The sequence below is a fragment of the Dinoroseobacter shibae DFL 12 = DSM 16493 genome, from assembly GCF_000018145.1.
GTDB classification, from domain to species: Bacteria; Pseudomonadota; Alphaproteobacteria; order Rhodobacterales; family Rhodobacteraceae; genus Dinoroseobacter; species Dinoroseobacter shibae.
On the sequence record NC_009952.1, the window covers coordinates 3529261 to 3552009 of the forward strand.

The following is a 22749-nucleotide window of genomic DNA, read 5'->3' on the forward strand; positions in this document are numbered from 1 at the left end:
TCACGTCGGTCCCCCTCTCAATCGTTGTCCAGCGTCGCAATGCCCATTGCCCATCAATGATCCGCTGGCGGGCCGGACCGCGTGGATGTCACGCGATCTGCCTTAGCTTGGCTTTGCCATCACAGTCAGGGAAGCGGACACAGCCGAGAAATGCTTCATATCGGCCGCACCGTTCGACAAGCCATCCAGCTTCGCAGCTGGGGCAGGCCCGCTGGCTCTCGTCGCAATCACCGCAAATCAGATCTCCGTTGGTTCGGGAACGGACCGGAAGGCCGACACCGCAGGCCGGGTAAGCCGGCATGCGGCTGCCGCACAGCTTCAAATGCTCGCATCTATACCACTCGCGACCGTCGCTGCCAGGCATGTGAAGCAACCGTCCACCGCACCCCGGGCAGGTGTGCGTATGCTTCTGGGCCTGGGCTGCAATGAATTGTGCGGCGTTTGCTCGCAACCGATCTTCGATGTATCCCAACAACTTCATGCCTCCGCCTGATTGTTAGGCTGTGACCTCCGATATAATGACTCAATGTTTGTTGTGTAGGTGGGTCAGAAGCAACTTGCACGCCTCACAAACCATGCCAGACGGATGTCCGCTTTGAAGGTGCAGCTATGGGCTGGAGGCAATCCATAGCAGCAGCGCAGCAAGTGCATGGTTCTGGCGGACTACGATGACACGCGTTCGGTTATTTTCGCAATGTCACCTCTTCGAATCGCGAGAAGTCTGGCGCACAGCGGGACCATCCTCGCATTGCTCACGCTTGCCACGGAGCAGTGATCTGAGAGCCGCTTCTTCCTCCAGTTTGAGGTAGAGTCCGCCCAACCAGGAGACGGACAATGAAGCGATCAAGGTTCACGGAAGAGCAGATCATCGGGATGCTGAAGGAGCAGGAGGCCGGAATGACGACGGCCGATGTCTGCCGCAAGCACGGGGTCAGCACGGCAACGTTTTACAAATACAAGGCGCGGTTCGGCGGCCTCGAGGTATCGGACGCGCGCCGACTGAGGGCGCTCGAGGACGAGAACGCCAAGCTGAAGAAGCTGCTGGCCGAAGCGATGCTCGACAATGCGATACTGAAGGATGTCACTTCGCGAAAGTGGTAGCGCCCGGCGTCAGGCGGGAAGCGGTGGCACACGTTGTGGAAGTCCACGGAGTGAGCCAGCGACGGGCGGGCAAGGCACTGGCCGTGGATCGGTCGAGCGTGCGCTATCGCAGCGTGCGGCCTGACGATGCCGAAGCGAGGGCCGCCATGAAGGCTGTCGCGGCCGAGAGGCGGCGGTTTGGCTATCGCCGCATCCACGTGATGCTGGAACGGCAGGGGATCATGATGAACCTGAAGAAGCTCAGGCGGCTCTATCGCGAGGAGAAGCTCCAAGTGCGCCGCCGGGGCGGCCGAAAGCGGGCTCTGGGGACACGCTGGCCGATGCTGGTGCCAGATGCCCCCAACCAGCACTGGAGCCTGGACTTCGTCAGCGATGCGCTGACGGATGGCAGACGGTTCCGCGTTCTGGCCGTGGTCGACGACTACAGCCGGGAGTGCCTGGCCTTGGTGGCGGACACGTCGCTCTCTGGCCTGCGCGTCGTGCGCGAGCTCGATGCGTTGATGTTGCGCCGCGGCCAGCCTGCAATGGTGGTTTCGGACAATGGAACGGAACTGACCTCGGTGGCTGTCCTGAGCTGGTGCCAGCGCACGGGCATCGAATGGCACTACATCGCGCCAGGAAAGCCCATGCAGAATGGCTTCGTCGAAAGCTTCAACGGACGCTTCCGGGACGAGCTTCTCAACGAGTCGCTATTCTCGTCTCTGGCCGATGCCCGCGAGCAGATCCGGGCATGGCAGCACGACTACAACCACCATCGCCCTCACTCAGGACTGGGGAACATTCCGCCCGTCGAGTTCGTGGCAAAGAAGGGGCTGGAAATGCGCGCCGCGTAGCCTCAGAGATCAACCTGCGGACTCTCCGAAAATCCGGAGGAGAGTCGGGTCTCAGGTCAGCATACGGCGAAAAAATAGGCGCGCGCGACGCGAAAAAATGTGATCTCGCTTCTGTGGCTAACTGTCTACTTTTTGTGCATGTCTGACGAAAAATTATCCTCGCCCCTAAAAGGCACTTCTTGGGTGGTTGGTGTACCCGCTCAGAAATGAGAGAGCAGAAAAGTGAAAAAGCCGCAAAGAACAGCTTGGGCTGTACAACTGATCGTGGCGCGCATGGTTGCTGCCCAAGCTGTTCAAAAACTCAGGCGCAGACTGCCAATGCCTTGGCGTTCCAGGGCCTGAACTCCTCTCGTCAAGACCGCAGCAAGAAAAGTGCGGTCGCGGCAGGGGAAGAGGTTGCCTCGAAACTGCTCAGTTCTGATTGAAGCAGGAATTTCTGAATCAAGCGCTCCGACAAGTCGGGATCCTTGAACTGAGAAATTGACGCATCCCCGAAAGCAGACTCCAGTTTCTCTTCGAGAACAGTAACCTGACGATCGATATCGAGGCCAGCGAAGGCGCTTGGCAGCCTAAAAGCCGTTTCGAAGGTTGTGCGCAGGGGCGGGCTTCCCAACACCGTGAAAAGCTTTGCCCGTTCGGACATATCGCTCGACGCAAGGTCAGAAATTTCGCGTTTCAAGTTCAGGGCTAGGCGGAGGTCATCGTTCACATTGCCCACGGATTCTTCGAATTTCTGAGTCTCGTACTTCTGGATGATCTCATCGGCAAAGCTGGTCTGCTGCGTCTTGCGCACCTGCCCCTGACCGAGCCCGAAGGCATCCGAAAACTCGCGATAGGTCTTGTCCGACAAACGATTGGATAAGGCGGCATTGTCGGATGTCCCGTCCGACAGAATCTTCTGGATGAAGAACTTGTTGGGAAGATCAGCGTCCAGACCGAACGCCGACAGAGAAAATGCCAGAAGTCGCCGATCTGCCACGAGTTGTTCCGCAGTTTCGATGTTGCCAATGTTTGCGCGGAAGTAATCCTCCTCCCGACGATACTGCGTCGATTGGCCGAACGCCTCCTTCTGTGCCTCGAGAGTTCGGTTGAGAAAGGTCCAGCCCGCCAGACCACCGGTGGGTATGATTGGCTGGAAACTCATCAGTGGGGCGTCGCCATAAGGCGCTCTTCTCGGGGCAAAAGACACCGAAGAGATTTGAGAGCCTGGTAATGGTTCTTTGCCAAGACCGCGTTTGTCGCATCCGCAAGCCGCGCCCGACTGTCATCATCCCGGAAAACTTGGCTGAGTTGTTCGAGCCCACGCAACACCTGCATGGAACTTTCGTCGGGGCACATGTCTCCGGAGAGAATGAGTTGGACGATATAGCAGACCCTGCGCACCGGGGTGGTTACCTCGTCCGGATGGATCGCGTCGCGCAGACGCAGGATGTTCGCATTCGGCGTGATGATACTCAGCCGACTTCTGCGATCGCCGTTTTCCACGACGGCACCGTTGACGAGAACGCGCTCCTTAGGAGCCAACTTCAGTACAAGACCGGTCATGCAGCACCTCTCTGGGCAAAGAGTCCGCTCATGATGCTGCGATTGATCTCGACCAGAGGATCGACAGGGACCTTTTCGGTCAGAACCTTGGAAGAGTGATGCTGTGTGAATTCGGCCAGATAGAAAACCTGCGCACGCAGTTCGACCGGCAGATTGTTGGCGTCGTCACTGACATCTGCGGCCAGCGCCAACCAGAGTCTGCGATTATCATGTACCGCCTTGGCAATGGCTTCGAATTTTCCACTCTTGGAGCTTTGAACCAGAGCACTGGTCATCTTGGCGAACAGCTCATACTCGATGCTCTGCTCGGTTCGTGTGGCGGCGGTGTGGTTGGAATAGGCCATTTGGCTGCGCGCATACGCGTTCATGTCATCACCCGGCTAAATAGGAAGAGGAAAGGGCGCCCCCAGCGAACTGGGGGCGGGCCCGATTATCTGAAGAGTGCCAGGATATTCTGAGGCGCCTGGTTTGCGATGGACAGCGACTGGGTACCCAACTGCTGCTGAACCTGCAGGGCCTGCAAGCGCGCGGATGCCTCTTCCATATCTGCATCCACGAGTGATCCGATCCCGGACTTCAGGGAGTCGGTCAGTTTGCCGATGAAATCTGACTGGGTCTCGATCCGGCTTTGAACAGAACCGAATTGCGCGGCGGCATCGATGGACGTCTCGATCAGGCTTTCGATGTTGGCGAGCGCATTTTCCGCGCCCTCCTGAGTAGTCACGTCGATACCGTCGAGACCGACAAGGCCACCGGACGCCACACCATCGGCGCCGTCATCCACCGTCAGGGCGACGGCCGTGGCTCCATCATTGTCGATCTGGATGGTCGGGGGATCGATCGTCGGGTCATCCGAGATGTTCACCTTGACCTCGATACCTTCGAGGCCGCCAGCATCCAGAACCCGCTTCAGGCCGGTGGCAACGTCGTTCAGGGTGTCACCATCCTTGGCGACGTAGTTGAATGCCTGACCGCCCAGAGCGATCTGGAAGCCGTCGCCTTCATTCACGACACCACCAGTGTTACCGGCGCCACCAAGGGAAACGGTTTCAGCGCGGGCCACGAGTGTTTCCTCGACACCTGCGCCGGCGCCATTGACGTCAACGGTCGTGGCACCGGACGAGCTGCCCTGGATCGCGATTGCTTCGAACTTGTTGGTCGAAGCGATCGTGACCGTGTCAACGCCATCAGACGTGGTCGTGACCCCCTCGACACCAAGGTTCGACAAACCCGCGGCGACGATATTGGAGAGGTCCGCGACGGCGATCGCGCTGCCGGTCGTGTTGGTGTAGCTGAACTGTTGATCCCCGAAGGAAATGTTCAGAGTGGCGCTGTCCGCAAGATCGTTGGCCAGAACCAGGTCGGTGGTGTTTGCCGTGTTGGTCAGTGAAGCGCCATTGCCCACGGTGTAGGTGCCAGCGTCATCGATGGTCCCGATCCGATCCAGCGCGCTTGCCGTTTCAAGGGTACCGCTGGCCGAGGTCAGGTTCTGACCGGTGAAGGAGATCGAGTTTGCGGTCACCGTGCCGGAGGAGTCCCGGTCGAGCGACGACAGGATCGAGCTCTGATCATAGCTGTTGACCAGGTTCTTGCCGTTGAACTGGGCGGCACTGATCACCGAGCCGATCTGCTCTTTCAGGGCGTCGATGTCTGTCTGGATCTTGGCGCGATCGACGTTCTCTTCCTGGGACGCGACGATCTTGCCTTTGATCTCGGTCAGAAGGTCCGTCACCGTCTCGGACGCGTTCCGGGCAACGGCCACGGTGGACTCGCCCAGAGACAGGCTCTCGGAGATCGCCTTGAAACCCTTGACGTCGGCTTCCATGACCTTGGAGATCGACCAGATAGCGGCGTTGTCCTTGGCGGTTGCCACGGATTTACCCGTCGAGATTTCATCCTGCGTCTTGCTCAGGTTCGAGTTGATCGACTTGAGCGTTTGCAGCGCAACCATGGCGCTGTTGTTTGTCAAAATGCTGGACATTTGCGTTCCTTAGATGGGCGGCGCATTTTGCGCCTAGTCTTCATTCAGAGCCTATTGGCCGATGGAAACGCCTTTCTGACGCTACGGGTCGTATCCCGTGTCACCGCGAGGTGCCTGCTGATCCTGTGACAGAACCCTCAAAGAGATGTTAAATTCCGCACGGGCTGGAGAGGCCAAGTCTCTCCAATTTCTATATTTTTTTAATCAGTTTTGCCCGAGCTCCGCCAACGGTTCGAGCCATGCCGTATGGCGTGTAGGATTCGAACCCGCGCTGTGCCGTTCGCGCGCTCTGCAGGCGCGCACCCACGTCCTTGATGGCACGGACCGCGTTTGAAATGAGACGCTGATTGCGTTGCGCACTGTCTTTCGCGCGTTGCAACGCCGCCGCTTCGACGTTGCCATGGTCAATCCTTTCGATGAGGGACGACAAGGCTTGAGCCGTGCTTTCCAGATCGGTCACCTTTCCGGAAAGCAGTAGATCGTATTGCGCGTCAAGCAACTCTTGAACCTGACTCAAACCGTCACGTGCTCTCCACATCGACATCTCCCTTCAAGGCGTTGAAAAGCGCTTCGGCCAAACCGATGCCTCCATTTTCCACGAGGGCCTTGGCGTGTTCATCCCTCAAGAACGAAGCGAACTGATCTTCTCCGACACCGCCTCCCATGGTTTCCGGCGTCACCCCGAAGCGCGCTTCCTTGAGCATGACCGAGAGGAAGGCCGCCTCCAGATCCTTTGCGGCCTGTTCCAAGGCAGAACTGCCACTCTGGGCGTCTTGGGCACGGGCAGTCGAGAGGGCGGGAGAAAAATGTGCGATTCGTTCCATACCCTGTTTCTGGATGATGAGAGTAAAGAACTGGTAAGGTGTCTTGTTTAGGACAGACCATGAACAAACAAATGTCGGGTCTCATGATTCCTTTTTCTCTTTCTCAGCGGAGCACCACTCAGATGCCAGAAGCGGATCGGGTGATTGGCGCGAAGGGTGTCCGAGGTCCAGAAGAGGGGCCTACGCAAGATCGCCAGCCAAGCTTTCTGGAGACCATGCGAACCGGAGACCGGGCTGGTGCGAAAGAGGCGTGGTCGCCACCGACGTCGGCAACTCAACGCGGAGAAACGGAAGCTGTGGCACCGCAGAGAACACGGGAAACCGTCGGCGAGGGGCCAAGCAACATGTTGCGCGACGCGCAATCAGTCGTTAGCGAGACTGACCTCGTGCAGTCGGATCAGCCATTACGTTTGAAGGGCGCGGAAATTCCAACCGTACAAAGCCCGTCCGAACCGCTGGGCCCGATCAAACAAGACGGCAGAGTTGCCGATACACAGGAGCGGTCGGATGGTCTATCACCTCTCATTCTCCAGAAGAATTTGGAAGTACCGATCAAGGTTGCGACTTCTCTCGAAGCGTCTCCCATGGCACCTGAACAGCCTTTCCGGACCGAGGCCGTCTTATCGGCCACAAGCTCACGCAACGCTTTGACAGCACTCAACACTTCCGCACAGACGCCCGCGAGTATCAGTGCAGATCCGCAAGACACAGCGACACCACCGCCGCAACAGGCCAAGACTCAACAAGAGATTGGTCAGATAGCACCCAAAGCCGGGGACCAGTCCAGCACTTTTCGGATTATGGGAGAGACCTTTTTGGGGCCCTTCGTTCCGAAAAGGGGCGGCATGATCGCCATGGACAGCCCGTCCACCTTTGGTCCCATCGCGACACAGGCACCAGCGCAGCAGTCAGTAAAGAGCGACGACACATCAAGAAGCGAAACTGTTGATGTAACAAGTACGGATAAAAAACAGATCGCTATGGGCGCTTCGACAGAAGGTGAGGGCACGAATACGCCTGTTCAGACTGAGTTTAAGGTCGGTGCGATTTCGTCGCCGAAGGCACCTGACACCCCATTGTCCCCGGGCGAGGCCAGCTCCGGCTCTGAGCGTTCATCACTGCCTCTTTCTGAACTCATCACAGGTCTTTCCCCAACAGCCAAGAACGGTTCGAGCGAATCTGAGCGGCTAGTTCAGAACTCTGGAACCGTGATCGAACAGGGCAGTCCGAGCGAGAGGCCATCAGCAATAGCGAACCCGGAAATCACTTCGGTGCCTGTGCAGGCATCCCTTCAATCGACCTCTCAAATCAGCCAGGCGGCGAGCCTTGTTCTCGACAACCCGCCGAAGATTGCCCAGATTTTGGATCCAAAACGGGATAGTGTCGACCTCTCGAGGACCACGCAGCCGGACACCGATGGGATTGCTCGAGCAGGGCCCGCCGCTGCGGCTGGTGCGATGCGCCCTGAAGCAACCGATCCGGCCGCAGACATGGGCCCGGATTTGAAGTTGCAAGTGCGCCATTGGTCGAGCGGGCCAACAGACCCCGACGTCGCGCCAAGAACGACGGCGACCGACGCGCGACCGCCAGGGAATTCGCCTTCCATGACACTTCCGGTGAATGTAGCGCCTCCCGCCGTAGCTGCGCTCCCCGCGCCCGCGATACCCGGAACGGGCGCAGGAGGTGTCCCGTCGTCGGAGCCAAAGACCACCCCGCAGACTTCCAACCTCAATATCGGCCCTGGCATTCAGGCTGCACAGCCCCCTGCACCGCAACAGGTCGTGGAGCACGATCGAAAGTCTACCAGCAGTGAAGCACCCGAGCCGCCCAAACGCGCAAAGAACGGGAGCCATGCAGCCAAGTTGCCGGAAGCGCCAACATCGCAGGTTGCAATGGCGATCGCGCCACCCGCGGGGCAGACTTCTTCTGAGGCCCTATCCGGCGAACTGAGCTTGTTGGGTGAGACCGATGGCGAAAGCCGCTTCGACAGGGGCGAACGCGCAAGCGAGCGTGTGATCCCCGGACAGACCAATGCCCGAACGGCTGCGATCGCGGCATCGATCGGAGCAAACCTTCAGGCCAACATGCCTAAGGTTACCGGTGAAACGACGGAGATCCTTCTCGATCCGGAAGAGCTTGGGCGCGTGAGAATGACCCTGAGTGGCGCCGAGAACGGTGGCATCGTCATGTTGCAGGTCGAGCGACCGGAAACGCTGGAATTGATGCGGCGGAACATCGAACAGATGCGCGCCGAGCTGGTCGAGGCTGGCTGGGAAAATGTTGAGTTCAGCTTCGGCCAGGAGAATAGTCCGGACCAGCACAAAGAAGCTGAAAGCGATCCTTCGGGTTGGACACCTCAGGAGGCAACAGTATCGGCTGCACCCGAACGGCTCTCGGCAATTGAGCAACGGACAGCGGCACTCAAAGCCGGCCTCAACGGGCTGGACATCAGGTTGTAGGAGAGAACATGGATCCCGTTACCACAACACGCACGGCAACTCCGCAGCCCAGCGGTTCCGCACAGACCGCGACAGCGATCGCCTCGGATTTCGAGACGTTTCTGCGCATGCTGACCACACAACTCGAAAACCAGGACCCCTTGGAGCCAGTCGCAAGCCAGGATCTCGCCGTGCAGTTGGCCACTTTCTCGGGCGTCGAACAGCAAACACAGACGAATTCCCTTCTGGAGGATCTCGGGTCGCAAATGGGTTTGATGAGTCTGTCTCAGCTGGCGAGTTGGGTGGGAATGGATGCGCTGGCCGAAGGCAATGTGCACTTCGACGGCTCCCCGGTGGAGATCAAACCGAACATCCCGGCCTTGGCCGAGAAAGCGGAGCTGGTCGTCTACCGCCGAGATGGCACCGAGGTACAGCGCAACACGCTTGAACCCGGCACCGAGACAGTTCTCTGGGCAGGTGTTGGCGCCAATGGCAATCCCTTGCCAAGTGGCGTTTACAATCTGCAGGTCGAGGCATTTGCCAACAACGAATCTCTCCCCACCAAGCCCGTTCAAGCCTATCGCGAAGTGGTGGAGGTGAAGGCCGTGAACGGGAAGACCACGCTCGTGACTGCAGGCGGGATCGATGTTGCCGCGAATGCGGTCGTCAGCCTGCGACAGCCGCAATCCTGAAACTCTGGCGATACCATGGGACGCCGCGTATAGCAGGCCCATGGTATCGCAGTTTAACCGAAATCCAGACTTGTCACCGAAGGAAGCCAAGTTCCTTCGGGAATTTCTCAGCCGACAGGGGCTGCCGGGTCTGGAAGCTTTGCACGCCTTGCACGGGGGCCGAACCAGCCGGGTCTGGAAAGTAGTATCTGCTGCCAGGACCCCTCTGATCGCAAAGCTGTCGCGCCAGATCGACAGCACGGAAATGTTTCCCAACGCCCCGGATCAGGAATGGCGCGCTCTGATCAAGCTGTGCGCCAATGGTGTTGCGCCCGCACCCGTTGCTTTTGCAAGTAACGGTGCAGTGGGTTCTGTCCTTCTGTTGCATGCCGCCGACCGGGATGCCGCTCCGGATGCAAGCAATCTCGCAAGGCTGCTTCTGCGGATCCACCGGATAGAGCCATGGGACGATCTTCCCAGGCTCCCGATGACACCCGATGCCATCTTGCAAGATGGGAACGCCATGCTCAGACAGGCGGGGGCAACGGCATGGCTGTCAGGGATGCGCCCCAAACCTCCCCTGTTGCCAATAACGCTTGATGCAAGGTTAATTCACAGAGACCTTGTACCTGCCAATACGGCCGTCGTGGATGGTCGACATGTCGCCATTGACTGGCAATGCCCTTCGATTGGCGACCCGGCCGAAGACCTGGCCCATGCCAGTTCTCCGGCCATGCAGTCGTTGGCGAAGGGGGTACCGCGCATTGCCGCCCGGGACCTTGTCGCCGCTTACCCCGACCGCGATGTCCGTGCCCGCTTCCGACAAATGGAGCCCCTCTATCGGTGGCGGATGGCCTGCTATTGCCACCTGCAGGCAAGCCGCGGGGCGGCGGCCTACGAACAAGCTGTAACACTGGAGTGTGAGGCCTTAGAGCAGGCTTGCCGCCAAGCCCACCGCTGAGGCTGTCGCAGCGCCAAGCGCGAACCACGCCCAGCCCGGGAACCGGGCCACCTTGGGCGGCGGGGTGCCGAGTGCAGTTTGACGGATAAGTGCATCTTCGGCCAGTTGCGGCAACTTGGGTCCGAATTTGGCAAGCACACGCACGGTGGCATTGAGATCCCGCAACAGCGCCTTTGGCCCCACGTTTTGCGCGATGTAGTCCCCGACGATCGGCTGAGCCACTTCCCAGATGTTGATATGCGGGTTCAGGGACCGTGCGACCCCTTCGACCACCACCATGGTCCGCTGCAGCAGGATCAGCTCGGTCCGGGTTTCCATTCCGAACCGTTCCGTCACTTCGAACAGATAGGCAAGGAGCCGGGCCATGGAGATGCGCGAGGCATCCATGCCAAAAATCGGTTCCCCAACTGAGCGCAGGGCCTGCGCAAAGAGATCGATATCCCGATCCGCAGGCACGTAGCCTGCCTCGAAATGTACTTCTGCCACGCGGCGGTAATCCTTGCGGATGAACCCCATAAGGATCTCGGCATAGACCCGACGGGTATACTCGTCGATCCGCCCCATGATCCCGAAATCCAGCGCAATGATCTCGCCAGCAGCGTTCACCTTCAGGTTGCCCTGGTGCATGTCCGCATGGAAATAGCCATCGCGCAGCGCCTGGTTGAGAAAGAGCTGCAAAACCCGGGTGCCAAGCAGATTTGTGTCGAAGCCCGCGGCCTTGATCGCAGCGACATCATGCATGGGCAGCCCTTCGGCCCAGGACAGGGTCATCACGCGGCGGGCCGAAAGGTCCCAATGCACCGAAGGCACCCCAAAGCCTTCGTCCTTGGCCGTGCTGTCGGCGAACTCATTGGCCGCGGAGGCTTCGAGCCGCAAATCGAGCTCTCCCATGACCACGCCCTCGAAATGCTCAATGACATCGATCGGCCGCAGACGGCGCGCCCCGGGAGCAAACAGCGACACGGTTTGCGCGATCAGGTAAAAGGCGTCGATATCCTTGCGAAAGGCACGCTCGATGCCGGGACGGAGAACCTTGACCGCCACGGCCTCACCCGTGTCGGCCAGAACGGCCTTGTGAACCTGCGCGATGGAGGCGGCGGCGACGGGTTCGCTGAATTCGGAAAACAACTCTTCAACGGGGCGTTCTAGCTCCTTCGCGACCTCGCGCTTGGCTTCTTCGACCGAGAAGGGCGGCAGCTTGTCTTGAAGGACCTTCAACTGGTCGGCCAGCTCCGAGCCGACCACATCCGGCCGCGTCGACAGAATCTGCCCGAACTTGATATACGCCGGGCCGAGCGCCGTCAGGGCGCGGGTAACGGGCGGCACGGATTCGTCGCCCTTGAGCCCAAGCCACTGGAACGGCCAACCCAGAACCCGCGCCGCAAGGCGCAATGTCGGCGGGGCATCCATCGCCTCCAGCGCAACGCGCATGGCACCCGTGCGTTCGAACGTGGCGCCGGTCCGGATGAGGCGCCAGATATTGTGGGGTCCTCGCATTTCTAGAGCTTCCAGCCGGAATGGAGCGCAGCCACCCCGAAGGTCAGATTGCGATACTTGACCTGATCGAATCCGGCGGTGCGGATCATGGACGCGAAGCTCTCCTGGTCGGGGAACCGGCGGATCGATTCCACGAGGTACTGGTAGCTGTCGCGATCATTGGTGACGACCTTGCCCATGGGCGGGATCACGTTGAAGGAATAGAGATCGTAGGCCTTCTGCAACCCGGGGTTGGGCAACTGGCTGAATTCGAGGACCATCAGGCGCCCACCGGGGCGGAGCACGCGGTAGGCTTCGGCCAGGGCATCCGGGATGCGGGTCACGTTCCGGATACCGAAACTGATCGTGTAGACATCAAAGCTGTTATCCGCGAAAGGCAAGGCCATGGCATCGCCGACCAGCCAATTCAGCCGGGCGTCCAGCGCTTCGGCCTCCGCCCGCTGGCGTCCGGCAATCAACATGCTCTCGGTCAGGTCGAGCACCACCGCCTCGGCCTCGGGTGCGCGCTTCAGGAAGCGAAACGCGATGTCCCCGGTCCCGCCCGCCACGTCGAGCAGCCGCTGAGCGGCCCGCGGGGCGAGCCAGTCCATCATCGCATCCTTCCAGACCCGGTGCAGCCCTCCGGACATCAGGTCGTTCATGATGTCGTATTTCGAAGCCACATTGGTGAAAACGCCTTGGACCAAGCCGGCCTTGTCGTCTTCGCGCACGGTCTGGTAGCCGAAATGCGTGGTTTTGTCGGTACTTTCGGTCATTCGCTCTTGTCGCCTCGATCTATGCCACCTTTCTTATAGGCCTCACTTTCGCGGTTACAACGCGACGCAAACGCAGGACAGCAGATGCCCGAACTTCCAGAGGTCGAAACCGTGCGCCGCGGGCTGGAACCCGTGATGACCGGGCAGCGGATCATCGAAGCCGATATTCGCCGCCCGGACTTGCGTTGGCCTCTCCCCGCGAACATGCAGACACGTCTCGAAGGCAAGCGGATTCTGCGGCTGGCGCGACGATCGAAGTATATTCTGGCCGAGCTCGACAGTGGCGAGACCCTCATCATCCATCTTGGCATGTCGGGGCGGATCCTGATCCATGGCGGGCAGGCTCCGGGAGCATTTCATCACGCTTTGCCCTCGCTGGAAAAACACGATCACGTAGTGCTGGATTTCGACACGGGCGCACGGGTGGTCTTCAACGACGCGCGCCGCTTCGGAGCCATGGACTTGTGCGAAACCACCGAGATCGACCAACACCCGATGCTGGCAACACTTGGCCCCGAGCCCTTGGGAAACGCGTTCCACGAAGCCTACCTGACCACGCGACTGAAGGGTCGGATGACACCGATCAAGTCCGCGCTTCTCGACCAGAAGGTCGTCGCAGGCCTCGGCAACATCTATGTGTGCGAAGCGTTGTTCCAAGCCGGTATCTCGCCCCTGAGAAAGGCGGGACGGGTTTCGGAAACCCGCATCGCATCTCTCGTGCCGATCATCCGCACGGTTCTGGGCGACGCGATCGAGGCAGGGGGATCCTCTTTACGCGATTACCGGCAAACGGACGGTGATCTGGGCTATTTTCAGCACCGGTTCCGGGTTTACGACCGTGAAAACGCCCCCTGCGTCACGGCGGGTTGCCCAGATGTTGTGCGCCGCGTGGTGCAGTCTGGCAGATCGTCGTTCTACTGTCCGAGCTGCCAAAGATAGCCTTGCGCCCCGCGCTGCAGTTGGTAACCCTGCCCGAGTTTGGGGAACAACCGGGAGCGCCTTTATGGCCTACAACACGCTGATCGTCGAAATTGAAGATCACGTCGCCTTGATCCGTCTGAACCGGCCGGATGCGCTGAATGCTTTGAATACCGAGCTTTTGGGAGAACTCGCCAAGGCGCTGCGGAGCGCGGAGGAAAATGAAAAAGTCCGCTGCATCATCCTGACAGGCTCGGAGAAGGCCTTTGCGGCGGGGGCGGATATCAAGGAGATGTCCGAGAAAACCTTTGTCGAGGTGTTCAGCAGCGATCTGTTCGGCCCGGAAGTGGAGCGCCTGCTCAACTGTCGCAAACCGATTATCGCAGCCGTTTCGGGATATGCGCTGGGCGGTGGCTGCGAGATCGCGATGATGTGCGACTTCATCATCGCATCCGAGACCGCTAAGTTTGGACAGCCGGAAATCAACCTTGGCGTGGTGGCCGGGATCGGCGGCACTCAGCGGCTGACCCGCTTTGTCGGGAAATCCAAGGCGATGGACATGCACCTGACAGGGCGGTTCATGGACGCAGAGGAAGCGGAGCGATCCGGTCTCGTCAGCCGCGTGGTCCCAACCAAAAAGCTCATGGAAGAAGCCATGGGCGCCGCGCAGAAAATCGCGGAGAAATCCGTGCTCACCTCCATGGCCGTAAAGGAAGCCGTCAACCGATCCTATGAGACGACCCTGCGCGAAGGGCTTCTGTTCGAGCGCCGGCTCTTTCATGCGATGTTCGCCACGGAAGACCAAACCGAAGGGATGGGCGCCTTCCTTGAGAAGCGCGAACCGCAGTTCCGCGACAAGTAACCCTTAGGGGCGTTTCGCGTGTTGACTTGGGGCCGACTCGGGCCTAAAGACGCGGTTCAGAATTCAATCATGTGATACAAGTTGGAGGCCTCATGGCCAACTCGCCTCAGGCAAAAAAGCGAGCGCGCCAGAACGAGCGCCGCGCTGAAGTCAACAAAGCGCGCCGGTCGCGCATCCGTACATTCCTGCGCAAGGTCGAGGAAGCGATCGCAAGTGGTGACTCTTCCGCTGCTGCAGACGCTCTCCGCAGTGCGCAGCCTGAGCTGATGCGCGGCGTGACCAAGGGTATTCTGCACAAGAATACTGCGTCCCGTAAGATGTCGCGTTTGTCCAAGCGCGTGAAGGCCCTGAGCGCCTGATCGCCGGACAAAAAAAGTTGAAACGCCTCCGCTTGCGGGGGCGTTTTTGTTTAAAGATGGATTTGTCTTTCATTTTTGAGACTTACCGGCACGACCAAGATGCAACCTTAGGTTGTGTAAAGATTCGATGAACGATATCGGCCGAGTCAACTACGAAGATATGTTGCGAGACCCGCTGCCCGCTTGATACCCATATCCCAGTGATTCACACGGATGTGAGGAAAGGGATGAGCGCGGGCGTCTCGGCCGGCGTCGGAGAGGTATTGCCTCGTGACGCTTGGGATATACTACAGCACACGAAAGACGCGGTACTGGTCGATGTCAGATCATCGGCCGAATGGACTTTCGTGGGCAAGCCCGATCTCGACCAGTTGGGGAAAGGTGTCCTGTTCGTCGAATGGGCCAGCTTTCCCGGCATGACCCCAAATCCGAGTTTCACAGACGACCTGTCGAAGGCCTTGGAAGGTGCTGCTCCTTCCCATCTCTTCTTCATGTGCAGGTCAGGCGTCCGGTCGCTGAATGCGGCCCGGGCGATGTCGCAAGTCTTCACCGCGCGCGGTGAGCAGGTGGCTTGCATCAATGTGCAAGAGGGTTTCGAGGGAGACCTGGACGCACAAAAGCACCGGGGAGGCAAATCCGGTTGGAAGGCGCGTGGACTGCCGTGGAAGCAGTCATAAACAACTGAAAAAGGGCAAAAAATGACAGAAGACACTTGGGGGAGTGTTCAAAATGATCTGCTTAAAACCGTCGGGCAAAACAACTATCTTACTTGGATCGAGCCTCTGAAGTTTGCGGATTGCAGAGGTGGCGTTGTACGATTTGAAGCACCCAGCAGCTTTGTTGGGAACTGGGTGGCGCGCAACTATCGTGAGGACATTTTGCATCATCTCGTCTCTGCGGGAGTCGAGGTGAAGCGGATCGAATTCGATGTGGCGAAGCTTGCACAGGCCGCACGTCAGGTGCGGCCCAAGGGCACCGAGCGCACCATGACCCCATCGCCAGGGGACGTGGCCATGGACAAGCCCGTACCGTCGGCTTCACTACAGAGCGCGCCACTGGATCCGCGTTTGACCTTCAGCAACTTTGTGGTCGGAAAACCGAACGAGCTCGCGCACGCCTCGGCCCGTCGTGTTGCCGAGGGCGGGCCGGTCTCGTTCAACCCGCTGTTCCTCTATGGCGGGGTCGGTCTGGGCAAGACGCACCTGATGCATGCGATTGCCTGGGAAGCGCAAGCGCGCAACCCAGGGTTGAAAGTCCTGTATTTGTCGGCCGAGCAGTTCATGTACCGGTTCGTGCGTGCCCTGCGGGATCGTAACACCATGGAGTTCAAGGAACTGTTCCGGTCCGTGGACCTGTTGATGGTGGATGACGTGCAGTTCATCGCCGGTAAGGACAGCACTCAGGACGAGTTCTTCCACACGTTCAATGCTTTGGTCGACCAGAACAAGCAGATAATCATCTCGGCGGATCGCGCGCCGGGAGAGATCGATGGTCTCGAAGATCGGATCAAGTCGCGGCTGTCTTGTGGTCTGGTGGTCGACATCCATCCAACAGACTACGAATTGCGACTGGGCGTTCTCCAGCAACGTCTGCAGGACCAGATTGCGGCTGGCGAGACCATCGCGGTGGAGGATGGCGTTCTGGAATGCCTCGCCCAGCGCATTTCAACGAACGTCCGCGTACTCGAGGGTGCGCTCAACAGGTTGATCGCGTTTTCGGACCTTGTTGGCCGCCGGATCACGCTCGACCTTGCGCATGAAGCCCTGTCGGACCTGATCAGAGCCCACGACAAGAAGGTAACGGTGGACGAGATCATGCAGGCGGTAGCGAAGTACTACAATCTGCGCATGACCGATCTTCTGGGCCCCCGCCGGACCCGTACGATTGCCCGCCCGCGGCAACTAGCGATGTATCTGGCCAAGACGCTGACAACCCGGTCCCTGCCCGAGATCGGGCGACGGTTCGGGGGGCGCGACCACACCACGGTCATTCATGCGGTCAAGCGCATCGAAGCCCTGTGCGACAGTGACCCCCAGATTTCCGAAGATGTCCGGTCGCTTTTGCGCACGTTGGAAAACTGAACCAGGACCTTTCAAGGCCCGCAGTGACCTGCGGGCCTTGACGCTCCCTGCGAACCATTGGAAATTCCGAGATAATGCTTGAGCAGCAGGCAAGAATGCTTACGCTCGGGCGCTCCGGGGGGCATAGGACATCGCCATGAAAATTAGTATCGAACGGGCCACGCTGCTGCGGGCTGTAAGTCAGGCACAGTCGGTCGTGGAGCGGCGGAACACGATCCCCATCCTGGCCAATGTTCTGATCGAGGCCGAGGGCGATTCCGTGAGCTTTCGCGCGACGGACCTCGACATCGAAGTCGTGGACCGCGTCACGGCACAGGTGGAGCGCGCCGGCGCGACCACCGTCCCCGCGGTAACCCTGCACGAAATCGTACGCAAGCTGCCCGATGGCGCCTTGGTCGCCCTGACCCATGATACGGCCAAAGGGAGGCTGGAAGTGTCAGCGGGGCGGTCGAACTTCTCGCTGGCGACTTTGCCGCGCGAAGACTTTCCCGTGATGACCACGACGGAATATACCTGCAACTTCGCGGCCCCTGCCCCCGTCCTGCGTCGCTTGTTCGACAAGTCGAAATTCGCGATCTCCACCGAAGAGACACGGTATTACCTTAACGGTGTATACATGCATGTCGCGGACGGCGAAAACGGACGCAGCCTGCGTTGTGTGGCAACCGATGGCCACCGGCTGGCGCGGATCGATGCGGATCTGCCCGACGCTGCCGAGGGGATGCCGGGTGTCATCGTACCCCGAAAGACCGTGGGCGAGTTGCGCAAGCTTCTCGAGGATGACGAAGCCCAGATCGCGGTCTCGGTTTCGGAGACGAAGATCCGCTTTGCCACCCCTGAGATCACCCTGACGTCCAAGGTGATTGACGGCACGTTCCCGGATTACACGCGTGTGATCCCTGTGTCGAACTCCCGCAAGCTCGAAGTTGATGCGTCCGAATTCGCCAAGGCCGTTGACCGGGTGGCGACCGTAAGTTCGGAAAGGTCACGCGCCGTGAAGCTCGCCCTAGACGAGGATCGTCTGATCCTTTCGGTCAATGCGCCCGACAGCGGCGCCGCGGAAGAAGAACTCGCAGTCGCTTACGGAGATGAACGCTTGGAGATCGGCTTCAACGCCAAGTATCTGCTCGAGATTGCAAGCCAGGTCGACCGCGAAAACGCGGTCTTCCTGTTCAACTCGGCTGCCGACCCGACCATGATGCGCGAAGGCAGCGATTCCTCGGCCATCTACGTGGTCATGCCGATGCGGGTGTGATCCGGGGTGACCGGGGTCGCTGTCACATCCCTGTCCCTATCGCATTTTCGATCCCATACACATCTGACCTTGTCTCTGGATGAGAGGCCGGTTGTACTGCATGGTCCGAACGGGATCGGTAAGACAAACGTCCTGGAGGCACTGAGCTTTTTGTCCCCTGGGCGCGGCCTGCGGCGAGCGAAGACAGAGGCAGTTGGCCAGTCGGAGGCCGGTCTCGGATGGCGGGTCTCGGCTCTTGTGAAATCCGGCGGTCGCGAAAGGGAGGTTATGACTCGCAGCGATGCGGGCGCCTCCAGAACGGTTCAGTTGGATGGCAAACCGGTTCCTCAAATGGCGCTCGCGGAACTCGTTCCAATGGTCTGGTTGGTACCTGCCATGGACAGGTTGTGGATCGAAGCTGCCGAAGGCCGTCGGAAATTTCTCGACCGCATGACCCTGAATTTCGTGACAACTCATGGGCGCGATGTTCTGGCATATGAAAGGGCCATGCGGGACAGGAACCGGCTCTTGAAGGATGGAGTGCGAGATCCTCACTGGTACCATGCGCTCGAGGCGCAGATGGCCGAAGCGGGCGCGCGCATTACGCAGAACCGGCAAAGATGTCTTTCCGAAATCGAAGCGGCCCAGGCCGACGCAACGACCGCGTTCCCATTCGCAGGGTTGCAAATCGAGGCGCATGACGGGCGCGCACCGCTCAGAACCAAAGGCGAGATCGAAAATACGCTTCGATGTAACCGGTACATGGACCAGACGGCCGGGCGTACCCTGGACGGTCCCCATCGCGACGATCTTGCCGCGGTCTATGTTTCCAAGGGTACGCCTGCGCGGGACTGCTCGACGGGAGAGCAGAAAGCCCTTCTGATTTCGCTTATCCTGTCCATGTCGCGGGCCGTAAAAAGCCTTGTTGGGCAAGCGCCCCTCGTTTTACTGGACGAGGTCGCCGCGCACCTGGATCAGGAGCGTCAGCGTGCGCTTTATGATGAGATCTGCGCTCTAGGCGCGCAAGCCTGGATGACCGGGACGGGCGCGGAGCTGTTTCAGCCCCTGGGAGAGCGGGCGCAGTTCATCGCTCTGCCACTCGACGGGACTTAGCGGACCACAAACTCCGCGTGCAGCGCACCGGCGGCCTTTATACTCTTGAGGATGTCAATCATATCCCGCGGCGAGACGCCCAAGGCGTTCAACCCCGAAATCACTTCGGACAGGTTTGTGCCTTCCTTTACCTCCGCGAGCCCGATCCCCGGTTCTTCTTCCATCGTCACAACTTGCCGGGGGACCACAATCGTGTCCCCCCTTGAGAATGGGTTGGGTACCGCAATGACAGGCTGATCCTCGATCCGCAGCGTAAGATTTCCTTGGGATACCGCGACACGCGAGACCCGCACATTTTCTCCCATCACGATGGTGCCCGAACGCTGGTCGACAACGACCCGCGCGCGCAGTTCAGGCTCTATCAGCAGGTTCTCGATCCGCCCAATGGCGTGGGCTGCCGAGCGCAACCGCGTCCTGGAGATGTCGATTTCCACCGTTCCGGAATCCAGCATCAAGGCCACCTGCCTGTCGAAGAATTCGTTGATCGCACTTTCGATACGTCCGGCTGTCGTGAAATCAGGGGCCCGCAAAGCAAGCCGCAGTGAGGTCAGATCACCAAAGACAAAGTCCACTTCCTGCTCTACACGCGCGCCTGCGGGGATCACCCCGGCGGTCGGAACGCCGGTCACGATTTCCTCGTTGCCACCGGCAACCGCCTCGCCACCCGCGATGATGGTCCCTTGGGCCACTGCATAAATCTCACCATCTGCCGCGTTCATGGGGGTCATGATCAATGTCCCCCCAAGCAAGCTCTTGGCGTCACCGATCGCGGACACGGTGACGTCGATCTGGCTGCCGACACGCGCGAAGGGCGGGAGTTCAGCGGTCACGATAACCGCGGCGACATTCTTGGGACGAAACTGCTCACCCGACACGTTGACACCAAGCCGTTCGAGGATATTTCCGAGGATTTCTTCGGTGAAGGGCGCGTTGCGGATCCCGTCGCCGGTGCCGTTGAGACCCACCACGAGCCCGTAGCCCACCAGGTCGTTCCCGCGAACGCCATCGAACTCCACCAGATCCTTGAGCCGGATCGGGGTCGCCATCGCAGTAGCGGCCAGGTTCAGGCTCATGAAGATTGCGAGGAAAAGCCGGGTCATCTGAGATACTCCGTCATGCTCAGGCCGCTCAGACGTGAGGTGACCGCGTAAAGCGTTTCAAGTTGCAGTGAGATTGCCTCGAGTTGCGTGGCGACCTCGTACGGATCAGCTGAATAGAGTTCGTTCAGAGCCATCTGATGCGCATTGAGGGACGCATCGATCCGTTCTCGCGCATCCTCCAGAAAGGATTGTTGCGTACCGACTTCAGCTTGCAGAACTGAGAAGCTGGCCTCCGCATTCAACATTGACTGCCCTGCGATCTCGAGCATCTCCGCCTGCGCTGTCGGATCGCCATCGAAACTGCCGCGCGCCACGAGGGCGGCGGTTGCAAAGGACGCGAGCACATCTCGCACCGCCTGATCCCCGGCCGTGATGGAATAGCTAACGGTTTCCCCCGGGCCCACCGGTATCGTGAGGCCAGCGGTCGGAGAACCCTGATAGGCGACCGTTTCGAATCCTCCGCCCGCATCGTTGAACCAGCTGTCTATGAGGGTTGCCGTGTCCTGAGGCGTGGCTGCACCCATCACGACCGTGCTGAGTTCATCGAGAAGCGCTTCTGCGGAGAGCAGAGGCGGGTTGTCCGTTGCCACGCCGCCGAAAATTGCGCGACCAGCAACCGAGAGGTTCAACGAAGAGATCACAGTTGCCAGTTTCTGTTCGGCGTCTTGCCCGGCTGCCTTGAGCATCGCCGAATCCGATACTTCGCTGGTCAGGAGGAAATCCGGGCCTGCATCGACCACTTGATCGTAGATATTGGTCAGGGCCACCTGCGCTGCATCCAGAAGCAAGCTGCCTTCGCGAACAGCAACATCATAAGAAGACAGGGCGCGCATCTCACCCTCAAGGGCCGCCACCGCGCTAAATTCGCCGCGCATCTGCTTTGCCACATCCTCCTTGCGACCGGTGGACAGTTCAGTGGTGAGCGTGTTCAGGTTCGATTTGAGGCGGGTCATCTGCATGCGCGTCGCCATGCTTTGCGCCAGATCACCGATGGAAGTGCTGGTCATGGTCAGATCCTCAGCAACAGGTCGAGCATTTCGTCGACCGTTTGAATAACCCGCGCGTTAGCCGCATAGGCTGTTTCGATCATTAGAAGCTTTTGCAACTCGGCATCCGTGTCGACGCCGCCTTCTAGCTCTAGCGACCTGAGCGTTTCCCATTTCGCCGCAGTATAGGAAACCTCGTTCTCCGAGGCCTGTCGCGCGGCACCAATCGTGGAGAGCAAGTCACTTGCGAGAGCAGCCGCGGTGCGCGGAATTGAAGAAAAAGATCCGGATGCGACGACCTTTGGCTCAGACAAGGCATCCGAAAGCGCGAGTATGATCCCACCCGCGCCTGGGTCCCCTGGTGACGTTGCCCCGAGACCGGTGCGAACGCGCCAGACTTCGCCGCCCTTTGCGGGGTCGACCCGCGCATTCAACTCGATGCGGCCGGCAAGACCAACCTCGTTGGCCGGATCGACAAGGGCTCCGGCATCCGTGAACAATCCGGGTTCTCCTGCACTCAGTGTTGGATCAATCGCGGAATTCTGGAACCGTTCGATAAGATCTCGCGCTACCGCGTCGACATCCCCTTGGGCGCTGACAGCCAGTTCGTCACGGATCTCGAACAGGGCATCCAGAGATCCCCCCTTAAGCGGATTGTTGGGCGACGTTGAGTCCACGGGCGATCCGTTGATTTCGACCTGGTAAAGGCCGCCTGATGCGACCGTCATGTCAGGCGTAATCAGTCCGACATCCCGAAAGGAGATCTCAGCTGCCGTACCGTCCAGAAGTACCCCACCACTCTCGGTGATCAGAGCGACTTGTCCGAAGTCACGGTCCACAACGGAGACCGGCACAATGGTGGCGATCTGATCTATGAGAACCTGCCTTTGATCCATCAGGCCGAGGGGATCGTTCCCGGCAGCGATCTGCAACCGGATATCTCCATTCAGATCTTGGATTTGCGCGAGCGATGTATTCAAATTATCGACTTGGCGCGCGATCTCCTTTTCCGCTTCGAGCCGCTCCGACTGTATGTCAGCGCTCAGATCATTGAGGGTTCCGGCGAGGCTTTCAGCTGCTCTCACCACATTTGCGAGCCGAGCATCGGAGTCCGGGCGACTACCCGCCTCAACCAGGGCGGCTTCGAACTGGGAAAACTCCGAGCTCAAGGAGCCCTCATCCCCAGGCAGGCCGATTGCGCCTTCGACACTGCCATAGAAGCTGGCTAGGGTCGCTGCTTGGGCATAGGCTGCGTCTGCCGCGCGTCGATCCGCCAGAACGCCTTCATTGACATTGCGGGACACGCTGACGACCTGAACACCCGAGCCTTGGCCATTCAGGGAGACTGACGTGGTCTGGACTTGTCGAACCCCATAACCCTCTGTCGTCGCATTCGCGATGTTCGAAGAGACGACAGAGGCCGCCTTGCTCGCGGCCGTAAGACCGGACAGGGCGTTTCCGAGGGTTGAAGTGACAGACATGATCCAATC

23 protein-coding genes are annotated in these 22749 nt (G+C 59.6%); 11 read left to right on the plus strand and 12 right to left on the minus strand.

Annotation, left to right across the window (positions count from 1 at the left end; genetic code table 11):
• Positions 1 to 88: 88 nt before the first annotated feature.
• Positions 89 to 481 carry a topoisomerase DNA-binding C4 zinc finger domain-containing protein gene (locus tag DSHI_RS23060; protein WP_083768404.1) on the minus strand — a complete coding sequence of 131 codons (393 nt, stop codon included), beginning with the start codon at positions 479 to 481 and terminating at the stop codon, positions 89 to 91.
• 353 nt (positions 482 to 834) lie between these two features.
• Here DSHI_RS23060 and DSHI_RS17015 point away from each other — a divergent pair.
• A protein-coding gene (locus DSHI_RS17015; protein WP_245533024.1) for an IS3 family transposase occupies positions 835 to 1934 on the plus strand; the annotation gives its coding sequence in 2 pieces (ribosomal slippage) (positions 835 to 1093 and positions 1093 to 1934; 1101 coding nt in all).
• Between the two features lie 352 nt (positions 1935 to 2286).
• Here DSHI_RS17015 and DSHI_RS17020 read toward each other — a convergent pair.
• From DSHI_RS17020 to DSHI_RS17045, 6 genes are all read right to left on the minus strand, one after another.
• Complete coding sequence (locus DSHI_RS17020; protein WP_012180017.1) at positions 2287 to 3078, minus strand: DUF1217 domain-containing protein; 792 nt, start codon at positions 3076 to 3078, stop codon at positions 2287 to 2289.
• The gene (gene flbT, locus DSHI_RS17025) at positions 3078 to 3479 is read right to left on the minus strand and encodes a flagellar biosynthesis repressor FlbT (protein WP_012180018.1); all 402 of its coding nucleotides are present in this window, start codon (positions 3477 to 3479) and stop codon (positions 3078 to 3080) included. The genes DSHI_RS17020 and flbT overlap by 1 nt, the downstream gene beginning before the upstream one ends.
• On the minus strand, positions 3476 to 3847 hold the full coding sequence (gene flaF, locus DSHI_RS17030) for a flagellar biosynthesis regulator FlaF (RefSeq protein ID WP_012180019.1): 372 nt from the start codon (positions 3845 to 3847) through the stop codon (positions 3476 to 3478). The genes flbT and flaF overlap by 4 nt, the downstream gene beginning before the upstream one ends.
• A 62-nt stretch (positions 3848 to 3909) precedes the next feature.
• Positions 3910 to 5460, minus strand: a complete 1551-nt coding sequence (locus tag DSHI_RS17035; RefSeq protein ID WP_012180020.1) for a flagellin — start codon at positions 5458 to 5460, stop codon at positions 3910 to 3912.
• Positions 5461 to 5650: 190 nt separating this feature from the next.
• A complete protein-coding gene (locus DSHI_RS17040) occupies positions 5651 to 5998 on the minus strand; it encodes a hypothetical protein (protein ID WP_044028102.1) in 348 nt (115 codons plus the stop codon).
• Complete coding sequence (locus DSHI_RS17045; protein WP_012180022.1) at positions 5982 to 6284, minus strand: rod-binding protein; 303 nt, start codon at positions 6282 to 6284, stop codon at positions 5982 to 5984. The genes DSHI_RS17040 and DSHI_RS17045 overlap by 17 nt, the downstream gene beginning before the upstream one ends.
• 59 nt (positions 6285 to 6343) lie before the next feature.
• Here DSHI_RS17045 and fliK point away from each other — a divergent pair, with 59 nt between their 5' ends.
• The 3 genes from fliK to DSHI_RS21855 all read left to right on the plus strand — a co-directional run bounded on the left by fliK (position 6344) and on the right by DSHI_RS21855 (position 10354).
• On the plus strand, positions 6344 to 8743 hold the full coding sequence (gene fliK, locus DSHI_RS21850) for a flagellar hook-length control protein FliK (RefSeq protein ID WP_083768405.1): 2400 nt from the start codon (positions 6344 to 6346) through the stop codon (positions 8741 to 8743).
• Positions 8744 to 8751: 8 nt separating this feature from the next.
• Entirely contained in the window at positions 8752 to 9414 is a 663-nt protein-coding gene (locus tag DSHI_RS17055) for a flagellar hook assembly protein FlgD (protein WP_012180024.1), read from the plus strand.
• 70 nt (positions 9415 to 9484) lie between these two features.
• A complete protein-coding gene (locus DSHI_RS21855) occupies positions 9485 to 10354 on the plus strand; it encodes a phosphotransferase family protein (RefSeq protein WP_157865355.1) in 870 nt (289 codons plus the stop codon).
• On the opposite strand, the gene ubiB is transcribed toward DSHI_RS21855, so the two are convergent.
• Positions 10322 to 11851: a 2-polyprenylphenol 6-hydroxylase gene (gene ubiB / locus DSHI_RS17060; RefSeq protein ID WP_012180026.1), complete on the minus strand. Its 1530-nt coding sequence runs from the start codon at positions 11849 to 11851 to the stop codon at positions 10322 to 10324. The two genes, DSHI_RS21855 and ubiB, sit on opposite strands and share 33 nt — an antisense overlap.
• A 2-nt stretch (positions 11852 to 11853) precedes the next feature.
• A complete protein-coding gene (ubiE, locus tag DSHI_RS17065; RefSeq protein WP_012180027.1) occupies positions 11854 to 12606 on the minus strand; it encodes a bifunctional demethylmenaquinone methyltransferase/2-methoxy-6-polyprenyl-1,4-benzoquinol methylase UbiE in 753 nt (250 codons plus the stop codon).
• 84 nt (positions 12607 to 12690) lie between these two features.
• On the opposite strand from ubiE, the gene mutM reads away from it, so the two are divergent.
• The 7 genes from mutM (at position 12691) to recF (ending at position 19173) form a co-directional block, all read left to right on the plus strand.
• Positions 12691 to 13545 carry a bifunctional DNA-formamidopyrimidine glycosylase/DNA-(apurinic or apyrimidinic site) lyase gene (gene mutM / locus DSHI_RS17070; RefSeq protein WP_012180028.1) on the plus strand — a complete coding sequence of 285 codons (855 nt, stop codon included), beginning with the start codon at positions 12691 to 12693 and terminating at the stop codon, positions 13543 to 13545.
• 64 nt (positions 13546 to 13609) lie between these two features.
• Positions 13610 to 14386, plus strand: coding sequence for an enoyl-CoA hydratase (locus DSHI_RS17075; RefSeq protein ID WP_012180029.1), 777 nt, complete (start codon positions 13610 to 13612; stop codon positions 14384 to 14386).
• 92 nt (positions 14387 to 14478) lie between these two features.
• Entirely contained in the window at positions 14479 to 14745 is a 267-nt protein-coding gene (gene rpsT / locus DSHI_RS21860) for a 30S ribosomal protein S20 (RefSeq protein ID WP_012180030.1), read from the plus strand.
• 227 nt (positions 14746 to 14972) lie between these two features.
• Positions 14973 to 15422: a rhodanese-like domain-containing protein gene (locus tag DSHI_RS17080; RefSeq protein WP_012180031.1), complete on the plus strand. Its 450-nt coding sequence runs from the start codon at positions 14973 to 14975 to the stop codon at positions 15420 to 15422.
• A gap of 21 nt (positions 15423 to 15443) precedes the next feature.
• Positions 15444 to 16826 carry a chromosomal replication initiator protein DnaA gene (gene dnaA / locus DSHI_RS17085; protein WP_012180032.1) on the plus strand — a complete coding sequence of 461 codons (1383 nt, stop codon included), beginning with the start codon at positions 15444 to 15446 and terminating at the stop codon, positions 16824 to 16826.
• 136 nt (positions 16827 to 16962) lie between these two features.
• On the plus strand, positions 16963 to 18081 hold the full coding sequence (dnaN, locus tag DSHI_RS17090) for a DNA polymerase III subunit beta (RefSeq protein ID WP_012180033.1): 1119 nt from the start codon (positions 16963 to 16965) through the stop codon (positions 18079 to 18081).
• Between the two features lie 6 nt (positions 18082 to 18087).
• Positions 18088 to 19173 (plus strand): DNA replication/repair protein RecF, encoded by a 1086-nt coding sequence (gene recF, locus DSHI_RS17095; protein WP_012180034.1) that lies wholly within the window; start codon positions 18088 to 18090, stop codon positions 19171 to 19173.
• On the opposite strand, the gene DSHI_RS17100 is transcribed toward recF, so the two are convergent.
• The 3 genes from DSHI_RS17100 to flgK are packed head-to-tail and all read right to left on the minus strand — an operon-like array spanning position 19170 to position 22740.
• A complete protein-coding gene (locus DSHI_RS17100; RefSeq protein WP_012180035.1) occupies positions 19170 to 20273 on the minus strand; it encodes a flagellar basal body P-ring protein FlgI in 1104 nt (367 codons plus the stop codon). The genes recF and DSHI_RS17100 overlap by 4 nt on opposite strands.
• Positions 20270 to 21280, minus strand: coding sequence for a flagellin (locus tag DSHI_RS17105; protein WP_012180036.1), 1011 nt, complete (start codon positions 21278 to 21280; stop codon positions 20270 to 20272). The genes DSHI_RS17100 and DSHI_RS17105 overlap by 4 nt, the downstream gene beginning before the upstream one ends.
• Positions 21281 to 21282: 2 nt before the next feature.
• Positions 21283 to 22740, minus strand: coding sequence for a flagellar hook-associated protein FlgK (gene flgK / locus DSHI_RS17110; RefSeq protein ID WP_012180037.1), 1458 nt, complete (start codon positions 22738 to 22740; stop codon positions 21283 to 21285).
• Between the last annotated feature and the right edge of the window lie 9 nt (positions 22741 to 22749).

Bases quoted from the DNA above. Each gene is read 5' to 3' on its own strand.
- DSHI_RS23060 (WP_083768404.1), bottom strand. From the start codon at position 481: ATGAAGTTGTTGGGATACATCGAAGATCGGTTGCGAGCAAACGCCGCA.
- DSHI_RS17020 (WP_012180017.1), bottom strand. From the start codon at position 3,078: ATGAGTTTCCAGCCAATCATACCCACCGGTGGTCTGGCGGGCTGGACC.
- flbT (WP_012180018.1), bottom strand. From the start codon at position 3,479: ATGACCGGTCTTGTACTGAAGTTGGCTCCTAAGGAGCGCGTTCTCGTC.
- flaF (WP_012180019.1), bottom strand. From the start codon at position 3,847: ATGAACGCGTATGCGCGCAGCCAAATGGCCTATTCCAACCACACCGCC.
- DSHI_RS17035 (WP_012180020.1), bottom strand. From the start codon at position 5,460: ATGTCCAGCATTTTGACAAACAACAGCGCCATGGTTGCGCTGCAAACG.
- DSHI_RS17040 (WP_044028102.1), bottom strand. From the start codon at position 5,998: ATGTGGAGAGCACGTGACGGTTTGAGTCAGGTTCAAGAGTTGCTTGAC.
- DSHI_RS17045 (WP_012180022.1), bottom strand. From the start codon at position 6,284: ATGGAACGAATCGCACATTTTTCTCCCGCCCTCTCGACTGCCCGTGCC.
- fliK (WP_083768405.1), top strand. From the start codon at position 6,344: ATGAACAAACAAATGTCGGGTCTCATGATTCCTTTTTCTCTTTCTCAG.
- DSHI_RS17055 (WP_012180024.1), top strand. From the start codon at position 8,752: ATGGATCCCGTTACCACAACACGCACGGCAACTCCGCAGCCCAGCGGT.
- ubiB (WP_012180026.1), bottom strand. From the start codon at position 11,851: ATGCGAGGACCCCACAATATCTGGCGCCTCATCCGGACCGGCGCCACG.
- ubiE (WP_012180027.1), bottom strand. From the start codon at position 12,606: ATGACCGAAAGTACCGACAAAACCACGCATTTCGGCTACCAGACCGTG.
- mutM (WP_012180028.1), top strand. From the start codon at position 12,691: ATGCCCGAACTTCCAGAGGTCGAAACCGTGCGCCGCGGGCTGGAACCC.
- DSHI_RS17075 (WP_012180029.1), top strand. From the start codon at position 13,610: ATGGCCTACAACACGCTGATCGTCGAAATTGAAGATCACGTCGCCTTG.
- rpsT (WP_012180030.1), top strand. From the start codon at position 14,479: ATGGCCAACTCGCCTCAGGCAAAAAAGCGAGCGCGCCAGAACGAGCGC.
- DSHI_RS17080 (WP_012180031.1), top strand. From the start codon at position 14,973: ATGAGCGCGGGCGTCTCGGCCGGCGTCGGAGAGGTATTGCCTCGTGAC.
- dnaA (WP_012180032.1), top strand. From the start codon at position 15,444: ATGACAGAAGACACTTGGGGGAGTGTTCAAAATGATCTGCTTAAAACC.
- dnaN (WP_012180033.1), top strand. From the start codon at position 16,963: ATGAAAATTAGTATCGAACGGGCCACGCTGCTGCGGGCTGTAAGTCAG.
- DSHI_RS17100 (WP_012180035.1), bottom strand. From the start codon at position 20,273: ATGACCCGGCTTTTCCTCGCAATCTTCATGAGCCTGAACCTGGCCGCT.
- DSHI_RS17105 (WP_012180036.1), bottom strand. From the start codon at position 21,280: ATGACCAGCACTTCCATCGGTGATCTGGCGCAAAGCATGGCGACGCGC.
- flgK (WP_012180037.1), bottom strand. From the start codon at position 22,740: ATGTCTGTCACTTCAACCCTCGGAAACGCCCTGTCCGGTCTTACGGCC.